Source organism: Chryseobacterium shigense (genome assembly GCF_900156575.1).
GTDB classification, from domain to species: domain Bacteria; phylum Bacteroidota; class Bacteroidia; order Flavobacteriales; family Weeksellaceae; genus Chryseobacterium; species Chryseobacterium shigense.
This window is the reverse complement of record NZ_FTNY01000002.1, coordinates 526,076-540,913: the sequence shown is the minus strand read 5'-3', so window position 1 is coordinate 540,913 and position 14,838 is coordinate 526,076. Positions and strand designations below refer to the sequence as shown.

The following is a 14,838-nucleotide window of genomic DNA, read 5'->3' as shown; positions in this document are numbered from 1 at the left end:
CTCTACAATACTTCCTATGAAACAATATAGTCCACAATAGCTTCACAATGTATTTTTGTTGTATCAAAAACAGGAACGGCAATATCTTTCTGACTGATCAGTAGCGGAATCTCGGTACAACCGAGAATAATACATTCTGCACCGCGAAGGATAAGTTCATCGATGACCGAAATATAACTGGTTTTGGTTATGGGGTTAATGATTCCCACGCCCAGTTCATCTTTTACAGTTTGCTGGATGTAATCTCTTGTTTCCTGTTTTGCCGGGATCAGTGCTTCAATTCCGTAGTCTTCAAGTTTATTTTTGTAGAAATCCATTTCCATGGTAAACTTTGTTCCGATTAATCCAGCCTTTGTAAAACCTTCTTTTTGTATAGCCTTTGCGGTTTCCGTACCTATGTGGATAATTGGCAGTTTTAGGGCATTCTGAAGCTCATCTGCGAAGAGATGAGCGGTGTTGGCACAAAGAACAAGGCCGTCTGCTCCGATGTCTTTAAGGTGCTTGCAGGCATTCAATAATAAATCAAAGGAATGGATCCAGCTTTTAGCCTGGATATCTCCAAAATTCAGAGAGTAGATCATGCATTCGGCAGCATTCAGACCTCCCAGTCTCGCATTGACTCCTTCATTGATGAACTTATAATAATCTAATGTGGATACCCAGCTTATTCCGCCTACCAATCCTATTTTTTTCATGAATTTTGCAATTTACCGTTCACGACAAATCTATACAAAAGTTTTCATTGTATCTCGCACATCTGTCGGTATATTGATGATTTCAATGACAGACGAGTCGGCTGACACTTTTAAACCTGTCAATCCAAATCCGTACACTGCTCCGGTATCTATATTGATTGAGTTTGAGTTGTCGTTAAACAAGGGGGCATTCCTTTTCAAAGGAGTGTGTCCGTGAACCTGTAATTTTCCAATATTTTTCAGATCTTTTCTATTCCAAAGGACGCTGTCATCGTGGTTTTCATTATATGGATCTTCTGTTTCCGATATTCCGGCATGCGTGATCATCAGAAAGTCTGTTTCATGCTTTAATGGAAGAGATTGAAACCAATTGCGGGTCTTTTTATGATCGATTTTATTTTTGTTGAAATCATTCAGTGTTTTTTCTCCGCACTGCCTTGTCCAGTTAAGATTTTCTCCTTTGTCATAATATTCTATGAATTCATACTCATGATTTCCTTTTAAAATGATACAGTTAGGAAAGGATTTCTCAAGTTTCATGCATTTTTCAATAACTTTTGAACTGTAATTTCCCCTGTCTATAAGGTCTCCGAGAAAAATTAAATACTCATGGTCTGCATTCCAGTGTGTTAGTATTTTTTCCAAAGTATAGAAGCAACCGTGCACATCGCCTATGATAAAAAAATTCATAAAACAAAATTAAATAAAAAGCAATTGATCTCAATGGAAAGTTCTTTTGGAAAAGAGATATGACAGCATGCTATTTATAGCTATTTTTGTTCAGAAAAACCATCGGACCAGGCGATGTATTGATCTATTATTTGAAAACTATACAGACCGACAATGTCAAAAATAAAATTCATTCTGCTTTCCATCCTTAAAACGTGGTTTATTGCTACCGTTATTTCTACGGTTATTCTGATTATTTACATGACGATGACGGAAGTTCCGAACAGGCAACCCAGAAACTGTGATATGAGTGGCCTTGCCTATGGCCTTCTGATCATGTGGATTTTGTCTTTGAGTATTGTTTCCTTCAGCAGTCTTTTTTCTCTTTTAAAAGTTGTTCAGGGAAAAATAAAAAGAGGGCTTTGCTGGTATTTACTCCCTATACTTACTGCAGGATATTTTTTTATAGCCATTGCTGACGGAAAGATCGATGGGGAAGGAGTGATCTATTTTTTGATCTCCAATCTTCCATGGTTTCTTCTGTGGGGATTTTATTACCATCGATTTAATGTTTTGTTTAAATCATCATTAACACCACCATTAAGCCAATAATAAAAAATGAAAAAACTGTTTTTGTTCTTTGCAATGATACTATATACCGCTGTCCTTCAGGCTCAGCCACTCACCTTGAAATCTATTGACGCAACTAAAGAATTCAGGCTAAAGCTGTATTATGGAAACGCAGGTAAGGGAGCTTTTGTACAGTATGAAGGAAAGCAAGGCATTATTCCGCTGCGGGTTAAAAGTTATGTATTAGATACCCTTCAGGCAAAGAATAACCAGCCGGATCGTCATTATTTTGTATGGGAAGAGATGGTGAATGGAAAAGTACACGGAACGTACCAATTGCTGCAAATGAATAATCTGATTGCTGATGCATCTTACATCAGGGAACAAGATCGGAGACATTTCTTACTTGAACTGGCTGATGATCAAATAGACGATGGCTACGATAAATATCTATTGCATGGTGCCGTAATTTCCTTTAATCATTTTAATAATGGCAATCTGCTGATTGAATATCCGGACGGGAAAAAGATGACCGCAGAGCTTCCTTTTCCCGACAGTCCTGATGCAGCTCAGCAAAGTATCATTGAAGATTACAATTTCGATGGCTATGATGATCTCGCATTTGCCATTCCTGATGCGGGAATGGGAGTATATCATATGTTTACCATTTATCTCTACAATCCTGGAAAAAAACGTTTTGAAAAGCTTGCTGAGCCTGATTATTCCCAATCAACCTGTTCCTGTCTGTGCGATGTATCAGTAAATAAAACCAGTAAACAGTTGCAGATCGGTTGCAGAGGGGGTGCCTCCTGGCATCAGGATACCTACGGTTTTGATAAAAAGGGTGTTTTGAAATGGATAAGCTCTACAGAAGGGAAAGAAGAATGAGGTGAGGTGAATTTCCAACATATTTTAAGATTAGCAAGCTAGATCTTGAACCATAGCAAACCCCATATTTCAAAAATACCAAATTCCAGTCCGGAAACCCGAACTCAAACCTTCCTAATCAGTGCTCAAAAAAAAATTACTGCCCAAAAGACAGTAATAGAAAAAGATCAGCAGATATAATATTTCACTCAGTTTGCAGTTTTTTTTTACAGAAATTAATTCTGCTGTTGAGAAGGCTGATCTTTAAGGGCTGCTTTAATCCGGCCGCTGTTATTGAATATTTTCAGTCTGAATTGACCCTCATGGGTTGAGTTATTTACGATAAAAACTTGATGGTTGAAATCTACCTTAACTTTGACCGAATCGTTTTTTTGCAGCTCCTTTATTTCACGGTTATTGATAACATATTGCAGGGGAGCTGTCTGCGAAGAGTTATATAAAACTGCTTCGAGATGCTCTTTTGATGAATTTTTAATATTTAGATTTTGGTGGGCAGGAATTTTCCATTCATTGCGGTAAAGATGTCTGCCTTTAGTAATCTGAAAAGAGGATAGAAGAATAACAGGTACTGTGGAGAATATAAATAGTGAGCAAAAATAGATGTTTTTCATTTTTCGGACTATTAATTTTTGGGTACAGAATTAAAGTTATTTTCAGTAAAATTATATCACGTCATTTTGATAACCACTACACTTTTGTGTAGATTTGCTTAAGGGTAATGAAAACTACACTTTTGGGTAGTGATTTGACCGATTTATTAAGACGTGTATGGAAGAGATCAATAAATTTTTTAACGATAAAAATGAGGTACGCAACGATGCAGAAATAGACCATAGCCAGATCGGAGATTATTTACAAGCGGTAAAGGCATTTTCAAGACTCACTTATCAGAGTCTGTATGTGATAGACTACCAGACCAGAGCTTTTGAATATGTATCTGAAAACCCTTTGTTTTTGTGTGGCAAATCTTCGGAAGAGGTCAAAGAATTGGGTTATGCTTTTTATTTTCAGAATGTAAAGCCTGAAGACGTTGAGTTGCTAATCCGCATCAATGAGGCCGGATTTGAGTTTTATGAAAATATTCCGGTGGAGGAGAGGAAAATGTATTCTATCTCTTACGATTTTTATCTGGTCAACAATAAAAAGAATATGGTTCTTGTGAATCATAAACTCACGCCCATGTTTCTTACCGAGGGAGGACAGATCTGGAAAGCATTATGTATTGTTTCCCTTTCTAACAGCACATCGTCAGGGAATGTAGTCGTTAGCCGGGAAGGCTCCGATGAACTTTGGAAATATGATCCTGTAACGAACCGATGGGGGAAAGATGAAAAAATAAAGCTTTCACAAAGAGAATATGAGATCCTGAGACTGTATGCAAGTGGTATGACTATTAATGAAATTGCAGAAAAACTATTTATCTCTGCCGATACTGTAAAATTTCACAGAAAGAAACTATTTGATAAAATCGGAGTGAATAACATTGCTGAAGCGCTTTCTTACGCCAAAACAAATAAGTTGCTGTAATTCAATAACCTTCCTTACCGTTTTTTTACGGTATTTTTTATAATGTCTTTTATGATTCAAATTTAGGTCTGATATTTGCAATGGGTAATCAAACTAAATGACCTGTTTTATTTATGAAAAACATATCTGTGAAGAAATCATTTTTATACGCATGTATCGGTGCCATGTTCATGGTTTCATGTAAAAAAGAAATTGAAAAAGTAAGCGATACTTTTAAAGATACCACGTCTTCGTCCGAAACGCCTGTTGTTGAAAAGGACTCTATAAAAAAAGATTCAGTAGTTCAAAAAGAATCTGTACCACCGGCCATGCAGGAGAACGGTTTTTATAACGCATTTGTCCTTCCTAAGGACAAAAAACTCAGAGATTCTGTCTATGCAGAATTCAGCAAGAAATACAGCGAGAAAGAGCGTTATGCGATCCTTGCGTTGAACAGGCTGGACTCTAAAAACAGATTCAATGCAGATACTTTAGTGGTTCCTGCTAAAATAGATACTACGCTAATGTCCTACTCACCATTCCCAATGCAGCTGGATATTCTGAGCGGAGTTAAAAAGTTTGTGATCTTCTCTTACCCTATTCAGGCGTATGGAGTATATTCCAACGGAAGCCTGGTCAAATGGGGACCTACGAGTATGGGAAAAAAAGCGGCACAGACCACAAGAGGGCTTACTTTTGCCAACTGGAAAAAGAAACTTTCAATTTCAACGGTGAGTAGTGAGTGGAAACTTCCCTATAATTTCAATATTCATAATATCGGTGGTATCGGATGGCATCAGTATGATTTACCGGGTTATCCTGCATCACACTCATGTTTGCGTTTGCTGATGAAAGATGCCCAATGGTTATACTCGTACGCAGACACATGGATTCTGAATCCCGGAGGGGCAACAACCAAAGCTAAAGGAACAGCGGTAATGGTATTCGGAGATTATAAATGGGGAGGAAGAAAACCATGGAAAAAGCTTCTGGATGATCCCAATGCCAATAATATTTCAGTGGAAGAAATGACCCGGCTTTTGGAACCTAGCGTTGACAAAATGATCAAAGAGCAGGACAACAGAGAAAAGGTGTCAGACTCCATTAAAGCCGCCAAAGCAATGGCAGTGCCGGCTCAGAGTGAAGTTCCCGCTAATTGATTTTCTTCTCAAACTGGGAAGTTGATTCTTCAGCAAATCTTCTTAGCTTCAGCATTTCTTCTTTACCCTTATACTGTCCGAAACGGGCAGCTACATAAGTCAGGAGGATGAAGGACAACATAACGAATGAAGCGCTCAGGGCCCACGGGAACTCAGCGCTTTTTATCTGTTTTTCCACGTAGAACATTGTGAAAAAGGTCATCCAGAGAATGGAAAAGGAAAAATACAGGAACATAAAGAACGTCCACACCGCAGAGCTGGGACCAAATATTCCCCGTATCGCAATATCATCGTCCTCAACCTCTATCCTTAAAGACAGTCTGGGTTTCCAGTAATTGTCATATTTTGTTTCTACCCAGATGGTAGCCACTTCCTTGTTGATGTTTCCCGAAAATTCATCCTTATGGTCCGCAAGGTATTTTTTTAATTGCTCTGCATATTCATCTTTCGTAAGATGGGTAAACATTTTGAATCTCGGGCGGGTTCTTATTTTATCTATTGTGCTTTCTTTAGTTTCCATATTTTATTCTTGATAAGGGATAGGATCTTCCAATACAAAATGAAAGGTCATTTCTTTATTCTTTCTCTGAATCACAAGGGTAATCGTTCTTCCTTCTTCAGACTTCATCATTTCCATGATCTTTTCCATCGTCATATCTGAAGTTTTGCTTCCGTTGATGGTCAGTACGCGGTCATCTTTTTTTAGTCCTGCTATAAATGCCGGTGAATCTTTTCGGACACCTGCCACAGAAAAAATGGGTTTTAAAGTAAATTTATATTGGAAGTTATTGGTTACCGAAATTTCTGTGCTGGCTTCAGATAATTTTTTCGGTTCAATTTTTACACGGTCTTCCTGCCATTCCAACCCATCCTGTTTGAAATCCAATCCACTCATATTAAAATGAAAAGGATCATCAAAATTCCTGTTTTTTTTAAGATACAATTTTCCGGCCGTATAATCAAATACAACCGAAAACCTGCGCATTATTTCCCCTCCTACCGATCCTTTTCGATCAGCGACCAGATTCACATGCTGGATCGAATATTCGTCAGGCATTGCGGTAAGTGGTTTTTCAAATTTAAAATCCTGCAGATAAAAATTATGAATTCGGCTTCTTTTACCATAGATATCCCCGTTGAATCCCCGTCCCAGATAATCTTCAATATTAGGTCTGTTGTATACAAAATCTTTGATAAGAGTAGGGAAGAGCCAGATAGCATCACTGTTTCCAAGGTCAATGAGCAGCTTTGAACTTTTTTTGTCATTAGTCATCTCTATATCTGCATACAGGTAAGGTTTGTCTTTCTCTATGCTTAATGGCAGTTCCGTAAACTTTCTGAGCTTCTTTTTAAGAACGTCATCATTCTCGTAAACGGTTATTTTTTTTGCAGTATAATCTATATAAATGGGATGGTTTTTGAAAAAATGATATCCGATCACTCCGTTCACAGGAATTCCTATATGAGACGAAATATTGAATTCTTCATCGGTGATAATGAATAGCAGCATGGAGGAATTAATGATCTTGTTACCGATCTTCGCGATATTACGGTCAGATTTAAAACCGTCTATACTTACATTTCCTCCTAATCCCGAAAATTTTATTTTTTCAACATTTTCAAACTTAATTTCTTTGTTATCCAGACTGAAAAGTATCGTTTCAGCCACTCCGGTATCCAACATAAATGTAAGTTCGGCACCATTGACATTAACCGGTATAAAAATGAGATTATTGATAAGCTTAAAAGGAATAACCGCTTTTTTGACATTAACCAGCTCAAAATTGTTCTGAGCATCAATAAAAATGCTAAATAAAAATGTCAGTAAAAAAAGCTTTAGTTTCATTTACTGAATTTAGTGAAATAATTTCTACTGTAAATAAAAAAACATTCCAAAAACAGGAATGCTTATATCAACTGCAACAAAACAGCAGTAAGATTGAATTTTATTTAAAATATACGCTGATCTTATTTCGAAAAGAAATCCATCAGATCCATATAGTTTTTCTGATTTACCCCGTGTCCGCTCATATACTCTCTGAAGGTAAAATAGCAGCTCAGGTCGTACAGAAGATCTGCCGCTTTTCTTCCCCATTCCATAGGGATCACCGCATCATCTGTTCCATGGGATACAAAAAAGCGAAGCTTTTCCAGTTTCTTTTTATCTTTTACAATACCGTCCAGCAATTTTTCCTCCGGATAACTGCTCAGACAGGCCACGTAGCTAAACAATTCAGGGTGCTTTAATGCCAAAGCATAGCACAATATTCCTCCCTGACTGAAACCACATAAATGCACTTTGCCTTCGGTAAGCCCATAATGATTCACCACTTTCAATATATTTTGCAGCACACCATACAGGGACTCTTTAGCCTGAGCAATGTCAATAAAGTTTTCAGGATTATTGAAATCAATGTCAAACCAGGAATACCCTTCAAACTGAGTATCTCTGGGTGCTCTGAAACTTACAATAAGCCAGTCAGCGGGAAGAGTCTCCCTGAAGCTGAAAAGATCCTGTTCATTACTGCCATAGCCATGAAGCATAAAAAGTACAGTAGTATTGGGAGTGATATGTTCCGGTTCTCTTACTATATAATCTAAATTCATACAGCAAATATAATTAATAAATCACATTGTAAAATTCAAAATGCCGATGCTGTATTTTAATATGTAGTAATGAGGAGATGGTAAGCGTGAAAAGCGACTGATCCTATCATTATGCTTTTTGTTGATTTGATATTATTTGCAAAACATTGTTGGAAATTTTTCATAAAAGTTATTTTTATATTAATAAAAAACTTATATTTGAAACATTAAAAATCTATTTGGAGAAATGAAGCAATTTTACAAATCAAAGAGTTTACTTAGACTTTCTTTTTTATTCGTTCTATTATTTTCTGTAATGACCGTGTTGAATTCTTGTAAAAAGGATAATGATGAAGAGGAGTTTGCAGATCACGTTGTTCAGTTTGAAGTAAAAACCACTACCGGAGGGGTTATCAGAGCTATTGTAACACAGGTAGGAACCGTTAAGACTGACATTTTTGATCCTGTAGGAACTACCTGGGCAAGTGGTGAATTTTTCGTCAATTCCAGCCAGGCACAGTTGAACCTGGATGCTAAGGCAGACCTTCCTAATGCAGATTCAGAACTGGTAGTTAATCTTTATATAGACGGCGAAATTGTAAGAACCAAAAAAATGGTTGGAGCAGGTCCTTTAGTAGCTTCTATTGATTACAGCTTCTTAGAATTATAAGTATCATCTACTTAATATATATGAAACCGCTTTTACAGCGGTTTTTTTTTTATGTACCGCTTTCAATCATATTCTGCTGGATGGCCCGGTGGATCAGCTCAGTAGAATTTTTCACCTGAAATTTCTGTAACAGATTTTTACGGTGGGTATCTACGGTAAGCGGGCTGAGAAAAAGTTCATCTGCAATAATCATACTCGTTTTTCCCTCTGCTACCATTTGCAGAATTTGTTTCTCTCTTTTTGTCAGCCTAGGCACGGGCAGATCATTTGGACTAGGTTTACTGATCATTTGCCTGGTCTCATTGCAGAAAACGATATTTCCGGAATAAGCGCCCTGAATACATACGACCAATTCATCGATAGACGTGTTTTTAAGAATATAGCCACTCGCTCCGTTTTGCAGAGATTGCATAATAATACTTCTTTCAGAGCGGTTACTGAACATGATCACTGAAGTTGCCGGGGATATTTTTTTAATTTCTCTGCATAGTTCTGTGCCGTTGGCATCAGGAAGGGTAATGTCTAAAAGAATAATGTCTACCTGATGATTCCGGATAAAATCAATGATCTCCGAACCGGAGGTGAAGCTTTCGGAAACGGTGAAACCTAGGTGACTGCTCAGCATCATTTTCAGTCCTTCTATGACGATGGGATGATCGTCCACAATGGCAATATTTATTTTTTTATTCTCCATCGATGTTAAGTTCAATATTAATAGTTGTACCCTGCGGGTCAGAGCTGACCTCCATTTTTCCTTTCAGATAATTGACCCTGTTTTTTAAGTTGCGCATTCCCATACTTTTAGTAGTTTGCTCAATGCCTGTATCGAAGCCTTTTCCGTTGTCCTCAATGGTAATCATCAAACGGTTATCAGATTGGGAGCATTGGAGCAAAATGCTGGTAGCTTCAGCATGTTTCAAGGCATTCGCTAATAATTCCTGAACGATTCTGTAGATATTAAGCTGAACAGGCAAAGGTATATTTTTTTCAATAGTTATAGCCTGAAAGTCAATGTCCAGATCTTTCCTTAAGTAAAATTCACAAAGATCATTTAAAGCCGTTTCCAGACCAAAATTCAGAAGTGATTCAGGCATTAAATTTCTTGCGATATGACGAAGTTCACTGATAGAATGATCCAATTGCCCCAGGATCTTGTAAAACTCCTTATCTTTTTCAGCCTGTAAATGATGGGAAGACCATGTAGAGAAATTAATTTTAACTCCGGCAAGCATTCCGCCTAAACCATCATGAAGATCCTTTGCAATGCGTTCCCTTTCTCTTTCTTCACCATCAAGAATAGCCCTTGTCAGGGAGAGTTCTTCCTTTTGTTTAATGTCGTTGATTCGCTGTTCGGATATTTTTTTATTTTTTCTAAATAAAATATAAAGGAAGATCAGGAGGATTAAAACTAATAGTAAGATAAGACTAAGTCCCCACAAATAGGAGTTTTTTTTATTGACTTCCAGATCTTTCTGGTTCTTTTCGGCATCTAAGACGGCTATTTTTTTTTCTTTCTCGGCCGTATTGAATTTTGCCTCAATCTTATTGATCTCAAGCCTTACATTGGCACTGCTCAGACTGTCATTAAGTTTCGAATATTTTTGTTCCCATACCAAAGCTTCCCGGACATTTCCCATTTCTTCATTCAATGCAGAAAGTTGCTTATAAATGGTTTTTCTGTTGTTAAGGTCAATAGCGAGAGATTTCTCTGCTAAAATATCTTCCAGTACATTTTTGGCTTCACGGTATCTTTTCAATTTCTTTAAAATGTCATATTTTTTGAAATAGAACATTTGAGCCTGAAGATTCTGATTGAACTTTCTGGTATAATAAAGCCCCTTTTCAATAATGGGTAATGCCTCTGAATTTTTCTGTTTCGTAATACAATAAAGCGTTTTACCATAATAGAAAAACGAGTTGGATGAAGACTCAGGGTAAGGCATTATCAATTTTTCTGCTTTATCCAGAAACTTTTTGGCTTCATTTCCATTCGCCTGATAACAGAAATTGCTGGCAGAGTTCAGGTAGGTGTAAAACAATTCAGCGGAATCGGGATAATCTTTTTCCAGAATTCTTAAAGCTTGATTGTTGTAGTTTCCAGCCTTTTCAAACTGTGCATTATAAGTAAAAATAATCGCCAGTTGAGTATAGGAAAATCCTAAGTTCCTGCTGTTTCCATATTTTTTAATCAGTGGAATACATTTTTCTACCACGGTCTTCACTAAAAAAGGATAGCCTTCCTTATCTTTTTGGGTGACTCCATAGCCATACCAGGCCAAAGATTGATAGAAGTCAGATTCCCTTGTTTTTAATTTAGATAATACCTTAATCGCCTGTTGATAAGCATGAGCGGCCTTTTCTTTATTTCGGTCCAGATGGTATTGACCTTCGTAATAATAATATTTTGCAGTAAGTAAGGCATCATGGACTATGAATGTTTTCCCATTTTCAAGGTATTTTTTGCTTAAAAGAGAATCACTGTTCCTGTAATAGTTGGATAAAAGAAAAAATGCCGTTGCCTTGGAAATGTTGGGGGCTTTACTTTTTATAACATTCTGTAAACTGTCTGAATAGGATTTCTCATTAAGAGGGACGATTTGCTGGGACTGTAAAGCAAAAGATAATAATATGTTTAATAGAATAAGTAATCTCTTCATCGGGGTATCAATTCTGTAACACGGATTTGAATGCTCAATTTAATTAAAAATTCCAGCAAATAAAATACCGGATTTTAGGTAGAAAAAAATACACATTTTTCAGGATTGATAAAGTTGAGTCACTCTGATAGCTTTGCAGGTACCAAAACATTGATCATAGAATATTAAATAAATAACATACAATTTAAACAAAAAGATTATGAAAAAAATGAAAATGAGCCAGTTGCTTAGAGTAACATTCGTGGTATTGCTGGCAGCCCTGTTTTTTGGGTTTGTCACTTCTTGTAGTAATGATGATGACGATGACAGCAGCCCGGCAAGGAAAAGTCATAAAGTTGTTTTTAAAGCTATAGCGTCTTCAGGAAGTAATATCGATGTAGCGGTATATGGAATTGATGGTAATCCAACCACAGCTTCAAGTCTTAGCGGAACAACATGGACCAGCCCGGAAGTAACATCAGAAGCGGGAGCTTATAATGCGAATGTTGCGGTCAATGCAGTCGGGGCAAATGCTTCTTCTACGTTGAAGGTTCAGATATGGGTAGATGGCGAATTGAAAAAAGAAGGATCTTCCAGCGGGCAGTATTTATCGGCTTCCGCCAGCTATGTATTTTAAACTTAATAACTTTCATGAATAAAAACCGGCGCTGAGATCAATCTCAGCGCCGGTTCTTTTATAAGATATTGAACATTAAATAACCTTTACAATGAAATAACTTTTCTTGCCTTTTTGAAGCAGTAAAAATTGACCATCAATAAGGTCACTTTCATTTGCAGTATACGTGTCATTTACTTTCTCTTTATTTACAGAAATGGCGTTTCCTTTGATCTCTCTTTGAGCCTCACTTTTAGACTTTAAGAATCCTGATTTTTCTGAAAGCAGATCAACAATATTAACGCCTAAAACATCAGTTTTTGCAACTTCTTTTTGTGGAACACCGTCAAAAACCTCAAGGAAAGTTTCTTCATCCAGGCTTACCAGATCTTCAGCAGTAGAACGTCCGAAAAGAATTTCCGAAGCCTTCAGAGCTTTTTCATATTCTTCTCTGCCATGTACCCAAACTGTAACCTCCTCAGCCAGCCTTTTCTGAAGTTTTCTTTCGTGAGGAGCCGTTTTGTGCTCTTCCACTAAGGCTTCGATTTCTTCTTTTGCAATGAAAGTGTAGAATTTAATGAATCTTTCTGCATCTTCATCCGTAGCATTCAGCCAGAACTGGTAAAATTTGTATGGTGATGTTTTCTTTTTGTCCAGCCAGTAATTCTCTCCGCTTTCAGACTTTCCGAATTTAGAACCGTCAGCTTTAGTGATCAAAGGAACCGTTAATGCAAAAGCTTCTCCCTGAGCCTTTCTGCGGATCAGTTCAGTACCGGTAGTGATATTTCCCCACTGGTCAGAACCTCCCATCTGAAGCTTTACATTATTATTTTGGTACAAATGAAGGAAATCATATCCCTGGATAAGCTGGTAGGTGAATTCCGTAAAACTCATCCCATCTGCGCCACCATCTCCCGAAAATCTCTTCTTTACAGAGTCCTTCGCCATCATATAATTAACTGTGATGTTTTTCCCGACATTTTTAGCAAAATCAAGGAAAGAAATATTCTTCATCCAGTCGTAATTGTTCACTAATTCTGCTTTATTAGGACCATCACCCTCAAAATCCAAAAATTTTGAAAGCTGGTTTTTTAAACAGTCTACATAGTGAAGAAGCGTGGCTTCATCCAGCAGATTTCTTTCTGCAGATTTTCCTGAAGGATCTCCGATCATCCCTGTAGCACCTCCCACCAAAGCAATCGGCTTATGTCCGTGCTGTTGGAAATGGGCTAAAATTTTGATCTGGATAAGACTTCCGATATGCAAAGAATCAGCTGTCGGGTCGAAACCAATATATGCAGTAGTTACCTCTTTATTCAGCTGTTCATCGGTTCCTGGCATCATATCGGCAAAAAGACCACGCCATTTCAGTTCTTCTATAAAGGAATTCATCTATACTTTTCTTTAAAATTTTATGGTGCAAAGATAGTAAATTCAGGAGTATCGGTAATAGATGAAACAACGCAAAAAAATCAAAGGATAAAAAGGCGTATTTGACCCTTTGCCCTTTCACTTAAAAAAATTATATTTGTTATTAATGAACGACGAACAGCTATTTTTGCTTATTCAAAAGGCAAAAGAAAAAGACCAGAAAGCCCAGACCAAACTCATCAATGTTTTTTGGGTGGATGTTTTTTCTTTTGTCATGAAGAAAGTAAAAGATGAAAATGATGCAGATGAGATCACGGTAAATGTTTTTTCAAAAGTGCTGTCCAAACTGGATATGTACGATCCCCATTTTCAGTTTAAAACCTGGATATTAACCATTGCCCAAAATACAGTCATTGATTTCTGGAGAAAAAGGAGTCGCGAAAATCAGGATCCAACCGAAAATCTGGATGAAGTTAAAAATCAATTCGCAAAATCTCCTGAAGAATTGATGATCTCCAATGAAGAGCAAAAAAAGATTATCAAAACCATTGAATCGCTGGATGCCAATTACCAGGATATTATCAAATTAAGATTCTTTGAAGAGAAAAGCATCAAAGAAATTGCAGAAGAACTCGGAATTTCCGTGGCCAATACCAAAGTAAGAGTCATGCGTGCCAAAAAAGTACTGGCAGAATTACTGAAAAACAACGAATTTGACGATCACTAGAATATCAGATCGTTTATCAATGTAAAGTGAGTCATCATCACTTAATAAAATCTTAAAGGTTCAAAATTTTAGAAATAAACTTCCTCCTTTGTTTTAGGAAGAACAATTTTTCTTTGCTCATCTTGATTTCTGTTTTGCAGATCGATCTTTATTCCCTTTTTAATAGAAGTTTCCTGTTTGGATGTTCCATATTCTTTGGTATTCTCTACTTCCTTTTTATAATTCAGCTGTCCGGTAGAAAGATTAAAATCTACTTCTGTCCAGTAATCCCCGGGCCTGCCGAATTCTGAAGAATAGCCTATCAACTCAAAATGTCCGTTCTGAAATCTGTATTTATCCGTATAGCCCCATTTCCAGCTGCTTCCGCCTGCCTGAGTGATGCTTAAAATTCCTTTTGAAATAGCCATTCCCTGATAGGGATCTCCCATCATTCCCCCACCGGCACTTTCCAAAACGGCGTTTCTTGATTTACTCAGGATCATCCATGTTCCCCCACTTTTTTTTAGAATCTGAATTTCGCGGATCTTGCCCAGCTCGCCTTCATCAGCTGTATTGTAGATCACAACTCTTTCAGGGATTCGGTCACCGTCTAAATCTCCCTCTACAGTTTCAATGATCTCCGAACCTGCGGGCTGAAGCTCTTTTTGAGCAAAACAAAATACACTGATACTGGAAAATAGGGTAAAAAGAGTCTTCTTCATAGCTTAATTTTGATCATTTAAAACTACAATTATATTTTGAATT

The 14,838-nt window shown here is 37.2% G+C and carries 17 protein-coding genes; 7 read left to right on the top strand and 10 right to left on the bottom strand.

All coding sequences use genetic code 11. The annotated features are described in order from the left end of the window. Positions 1-14: 14 nt before the first annotated feature. Positions 15-695, bottom strand: a complete 681-nt coding sequence (locus BW964_RS07870; protein ID WP_076506211.1) for an aspartate/glutamate racemase family protein — start codon at positions 693-695, stop codon at positions 15-17. A 30-nt stretch (positions 696-725) separates the two neighbouring features. Then, positions 726-1,385, bottom strand: coding sequence for a metallophosphoesterase family protein (locus BW964_RS07865; RefSeq protein WP_076506209.1), 660 nt, complete (start codon positions 1,383-1,385; stop codon positions 726-728). Positions 1,386-1,538: 153 nt separating this feature from the next. Between BW964_RS07865 and BW964_RS07860 the strand changes: the two genes are divergently transcribed. Both BW964_RS07860 and BW964_RS07855 read left to right on the top strand, forming a co-directional pair. After that, the gene (locus tag BW964_RS07860) at positions 1,539-1,976 is read left to right on the top strand and encodes a hypothetical protein (RefSeq protein WP_076506208.1); all 438 of its coding nucleotides are present in this window, start codon (positions 1,539-1,541) and stop codon (positions 1,974-1,976) included. A 6-nt stretch (positions 1,977-1,982) separates the two neighbouring features. Then, entirely contained in the window at positions 1,983-2,822 is an 840-nt protein-coding gene (locus BW964_RS07855; protein ID WP_123911928.1) for an XAC2610-related protein, read from the top strand. A 215-nt stretch (positions 2,823-3,037) separates the two neighbouring features. Here BW964_RS07855 and BW964_RS07850 read toward each other — a convergent pair whose 3' ends face one another. Then, positions 3,038-3,433, bottom strand: a complete 396-nt coding sequence (locus tag BW964_RS07850; RefSeq protein WP_076506205.1) for a hypothetical protein — start codon at positions 3,431-3,433, stop codon at positions 3,038-3,040. A gap of 157 nt (positions 3,434-3,590) precedes the next feature. Between BW964_RS07850 and BW964_RS07845 the strand changes: the two genes are divergently transcribed. Further along, a complete protein-coding gene (locus BW964_RS07845; RefSeq protein ID WP_076506203.1) occupies positions 3,591-4,349 on the top strand; it encodes a response regulator transcription factor in 759 nt (252 codons plus the stop codon). 113 nt (positions 4,350-4,462) lie between these two features. Continuing rightward, entirely contained in the window at positions 4,463-5,488 is a 1,026-nt protein-coding gene (locus tag BW964_RS07840) for a L,D-transpeptidase (RefSeq protein WP_084175701.1), read from the top strand. On the opposite strand, the gene BW964_RS07835 is transcribed toward BW964_RS07840, so the two are convergent. From BW964_RS07835 to BW964_RS07825, 3 genes are all read right to left on the bottom strand, one after another. Further along, complete coding sequence (locus tag BW964_RS07835) at positions 5,481-6,008, bottom strand: hypothetical protein (RefSeq protein ID WP_076506201.1); 528 nt, start codon at positions 6,006-6,008, stop codon at positions 5,481-5,483. The two genes, BW964_RS07840 and BW964_RS07835, sit on opposite strands and share 8 nt — an antisense overlap. Before the next feature lie 3 nt (positions 6,009-6,011). Beyond that, on the bottom strand, positions 6,012-7,334 hold the full coding sequence (locus tag BW964_RS07830) for a PDZ domain-containing protein (RefSeq protein WP_076506200.1): 1,323 nt from the start codon (positions 7,332-7,334) through the stop codon (positions 6,012-6,014). 122 nt (positions 7,335-7,456) lie between these two features. Next, a complete protein-coding gene (locus BW964_RS07825; RefSeq protein ID WP_076506198.1) occupies positions 7,457-8,095 on the bottom strand; it encodes an alpha/beta hydrolase in 639 nt (212 codons plus the stop codon). Positions 8,096-8,321: 226 nt separating this feature from the next. Here BW964_RS07825 and BW964_RS07820 point away from each other — a divergent pair, with 226 nt between their 5' ends. Continuing rightward, a complete protein-coding gene (locus BW964_RS07820; RefSeq protein WP_076506197.1) occupies positions 8,322-8,744 on the top strand; it encodes a hypothetical protein in 423 nt (140 codons plus the stop codon). Positions 8,745-8,793: 49 nt separating this feature from the next. Here BW964_RS07820 and BW964_RS07815 read toward each other — a convergent pair whose 3' ends face one another. Further along, a complete protein-coding gene (locus BW964_RS07815) occupies positions 8,794-9,438 on the bottom strand; it encodes a response regulator (RefSeq protein WP_076506195.1) in 645 nt (214 codons plus the stop codon). Then, positions 9,428-11,401: a sensor histidine kinase gene (locus tag BW964_RS07810; protein WP_076506194.1), complete on the bottom strand. Its 1,974-nt coding sequence runs from the start codon at positions 11,399-11,401 to the stop codon at positions 9,428-9,430. The genes BW964_RS07815 and BW964_RS07810 overlap by 11 nt, the downstream gene beginning before the upstream one ends. A 199-nt stretch (positions 11,402-11,600) precedes the next feature. Between BW964_RS07810 and BW964_RS07805 the strand changes: the two genes are divergently transcribed. Further along, on the top strand, positions 11,601-12,017 hold the full coding sequence (locus BW964_RS07805; protein ID WP_076506192.1) for a hypothetical protein: 417 nt from the start codon (positions 11,601-11,603) through the stop codon (positions 12,015-12,017). A 75-nt stretch (positions 12,018-12,092) separates the two neighbouring features. Here BW964_RS07805 and tyrS read toward each other — a convergent pair whose 3' ends face one another. Next, on the bottom strand, positions 12,093-13,388 hold the full coding sequence (tyrS, locus tag BW964_RS07800) for a tyrosine--tRNA ligase (protein ID WP_076506190.1): 1,296 nt from the start codon (positions 13,386-13,388) through the stop codon (positions 12,093-12,095). A gap of 145 nt (positions 13,389-13,533) precedes the next feature. On the opposite strand from tyrS, the gene BW964_RS07795 reads away from it, so the two are divergent. Then, entirely contained in the window at positions 13,534-14,094 is a 561-nt protein-coding gene (locus tag BW964_RS07795) for an RNA polymerase sigma factor (RefSeq protein WP_073335399.1), read from the top strand. Positions 14,095-14,162: 68 nt separating this feature from the next. Here BW964_RS07795 and BW964_RS07790 read toward each other — a convergent pair whose 3' ends face one another. Then, positions 14,163-14,795 carry a hypothetical protein gene (locus BW964_RS07790; RefSeq protein WP_076506189.1) on the bottom strand — a complete coding sequence of 211 codons (633 nt, stop codon included), beginning with the start codon at positions 14,793-14,795 and terminating at the stop codon, positions 14,163-14,165. Between the last annotated feature and the right edge of the window lie 43 nt (positions 14,796-14,838).

Bases quoted from the DNA above. Each gene is read 5' to 3' on its own strand.
- BW964_RS07870 (WP_076506211.1), bottom strand. From the start codon at position 695: ATGAAAAAAATAGGATTGGTAGGCGGAATAAGCTGGGTATCCACATTA.
- BW964_RS07865 (WP_076506209.1), bottom strand. From the start codon at position 1,385: ATGAATTTTTTTATCATAGGCGATGTGCACGGTTGCTTCTATACTTTG.
- BW964_RS07860 (WP_076506208.1), top strand. From the start codon at position 1,539: ATGTCAAAAATAAAATTCATTCTGCTTTCCATCCTTAAAACGTGGTTT.
- BW964_RS07855 (WP_123911928.1), top strand. From the start codon at position 1,983: ATGAAAAAACTGTTTTTGTTCTTTGCAATGATACTATATACCGCTGTC.
- BW964_RS07850 (WP_076506205.1), bottom strand. From the start codon at position 3,433: ATGAAAAACATCTATTTTTGCTCACTATTTATATTCTCCACAGTACCT.
- BW964_RS07845 (WP_076506203.1), top strand. From the start codon at position 3,591: ATGGAAGAGATCAATAAATTTTTTAACGATAAAAATGAGGTACGCAAC.
- BW964_RS07840 (WP_084175701.1), top strand. From the start codon at position 4,463: ATGAAAAACATATCTGTGAAGAAATCATTTTTATACGCATGTATCGGT.
- BW964_RS07835 (WP_076506201.1), bottom strand. From the start codon at position 6,008: ATGGAAACTAAAGAAAGCACAATAGATAAAATAAGAACCCGCCCGAGA.
- BW964_RS07830 (WP_076506200.1), bottom strand. From the start codon at position 7,334: ATGAAACTAAAGCTTTTTTTACTGACATTTTTATTTAGCATTTTTATT.
- BW964_RS07825 (WP_076506198.1), bottom strand. From the start codon at position 8,095: ATGAATTTAGATTATATAGTAAGAGAACCGGAACATATCACTCCCAAT.
- BW964_RS07820 (WP_076506197.1), top strand. From the start codon at position 8,322: ATGAAGCAATTTTACAAATCAAAGAGTTTACTTAGACTTTCTTTTTTA.
- BW964_RS07815 (WP_076506195.1), bottom strand. From the start codon at position 9,438: ATGGAGAATAAAAAAATAAATATTGCCATTGTGGACGATCATCCCATC.
- BW964_RS07810 (WP_076506194.1), bottom strand. From the start codon at position 11,401: ATGAAGAGATTACTTATTCTATTAAACATATTATTATCTTTTGCTTTA.
- BW964_RS07805 (WP_076506192.1), top strand. From the start codon at position 11,601: ATGAAAAAAATGAAAATGAGCCAGTTGCTTAGAGTAACATTCGTGGTA.
- tyrS (WP_076506190.1), bottom strand. From the start codon at position 13,388: ATGAATTCCTTTATAGAAGAACTGAAATGGCGTGGTCTTTTTGCCGAT.
- BW964_RS07795 (WP_073335399.1), top strand. From the start codon at position 13,534: ATGAACGACGAACAGCTATTTTTGCTTATTCAAAAGGCAAAAGAAAAA.
- BW964_RS07790 (WP_076506189.1), bottom strand. From the start codon at position 14,795: ATGAAGAAGACTCTTTTTACCCTATTTTCCAGTATCAGTGTATTTTGT.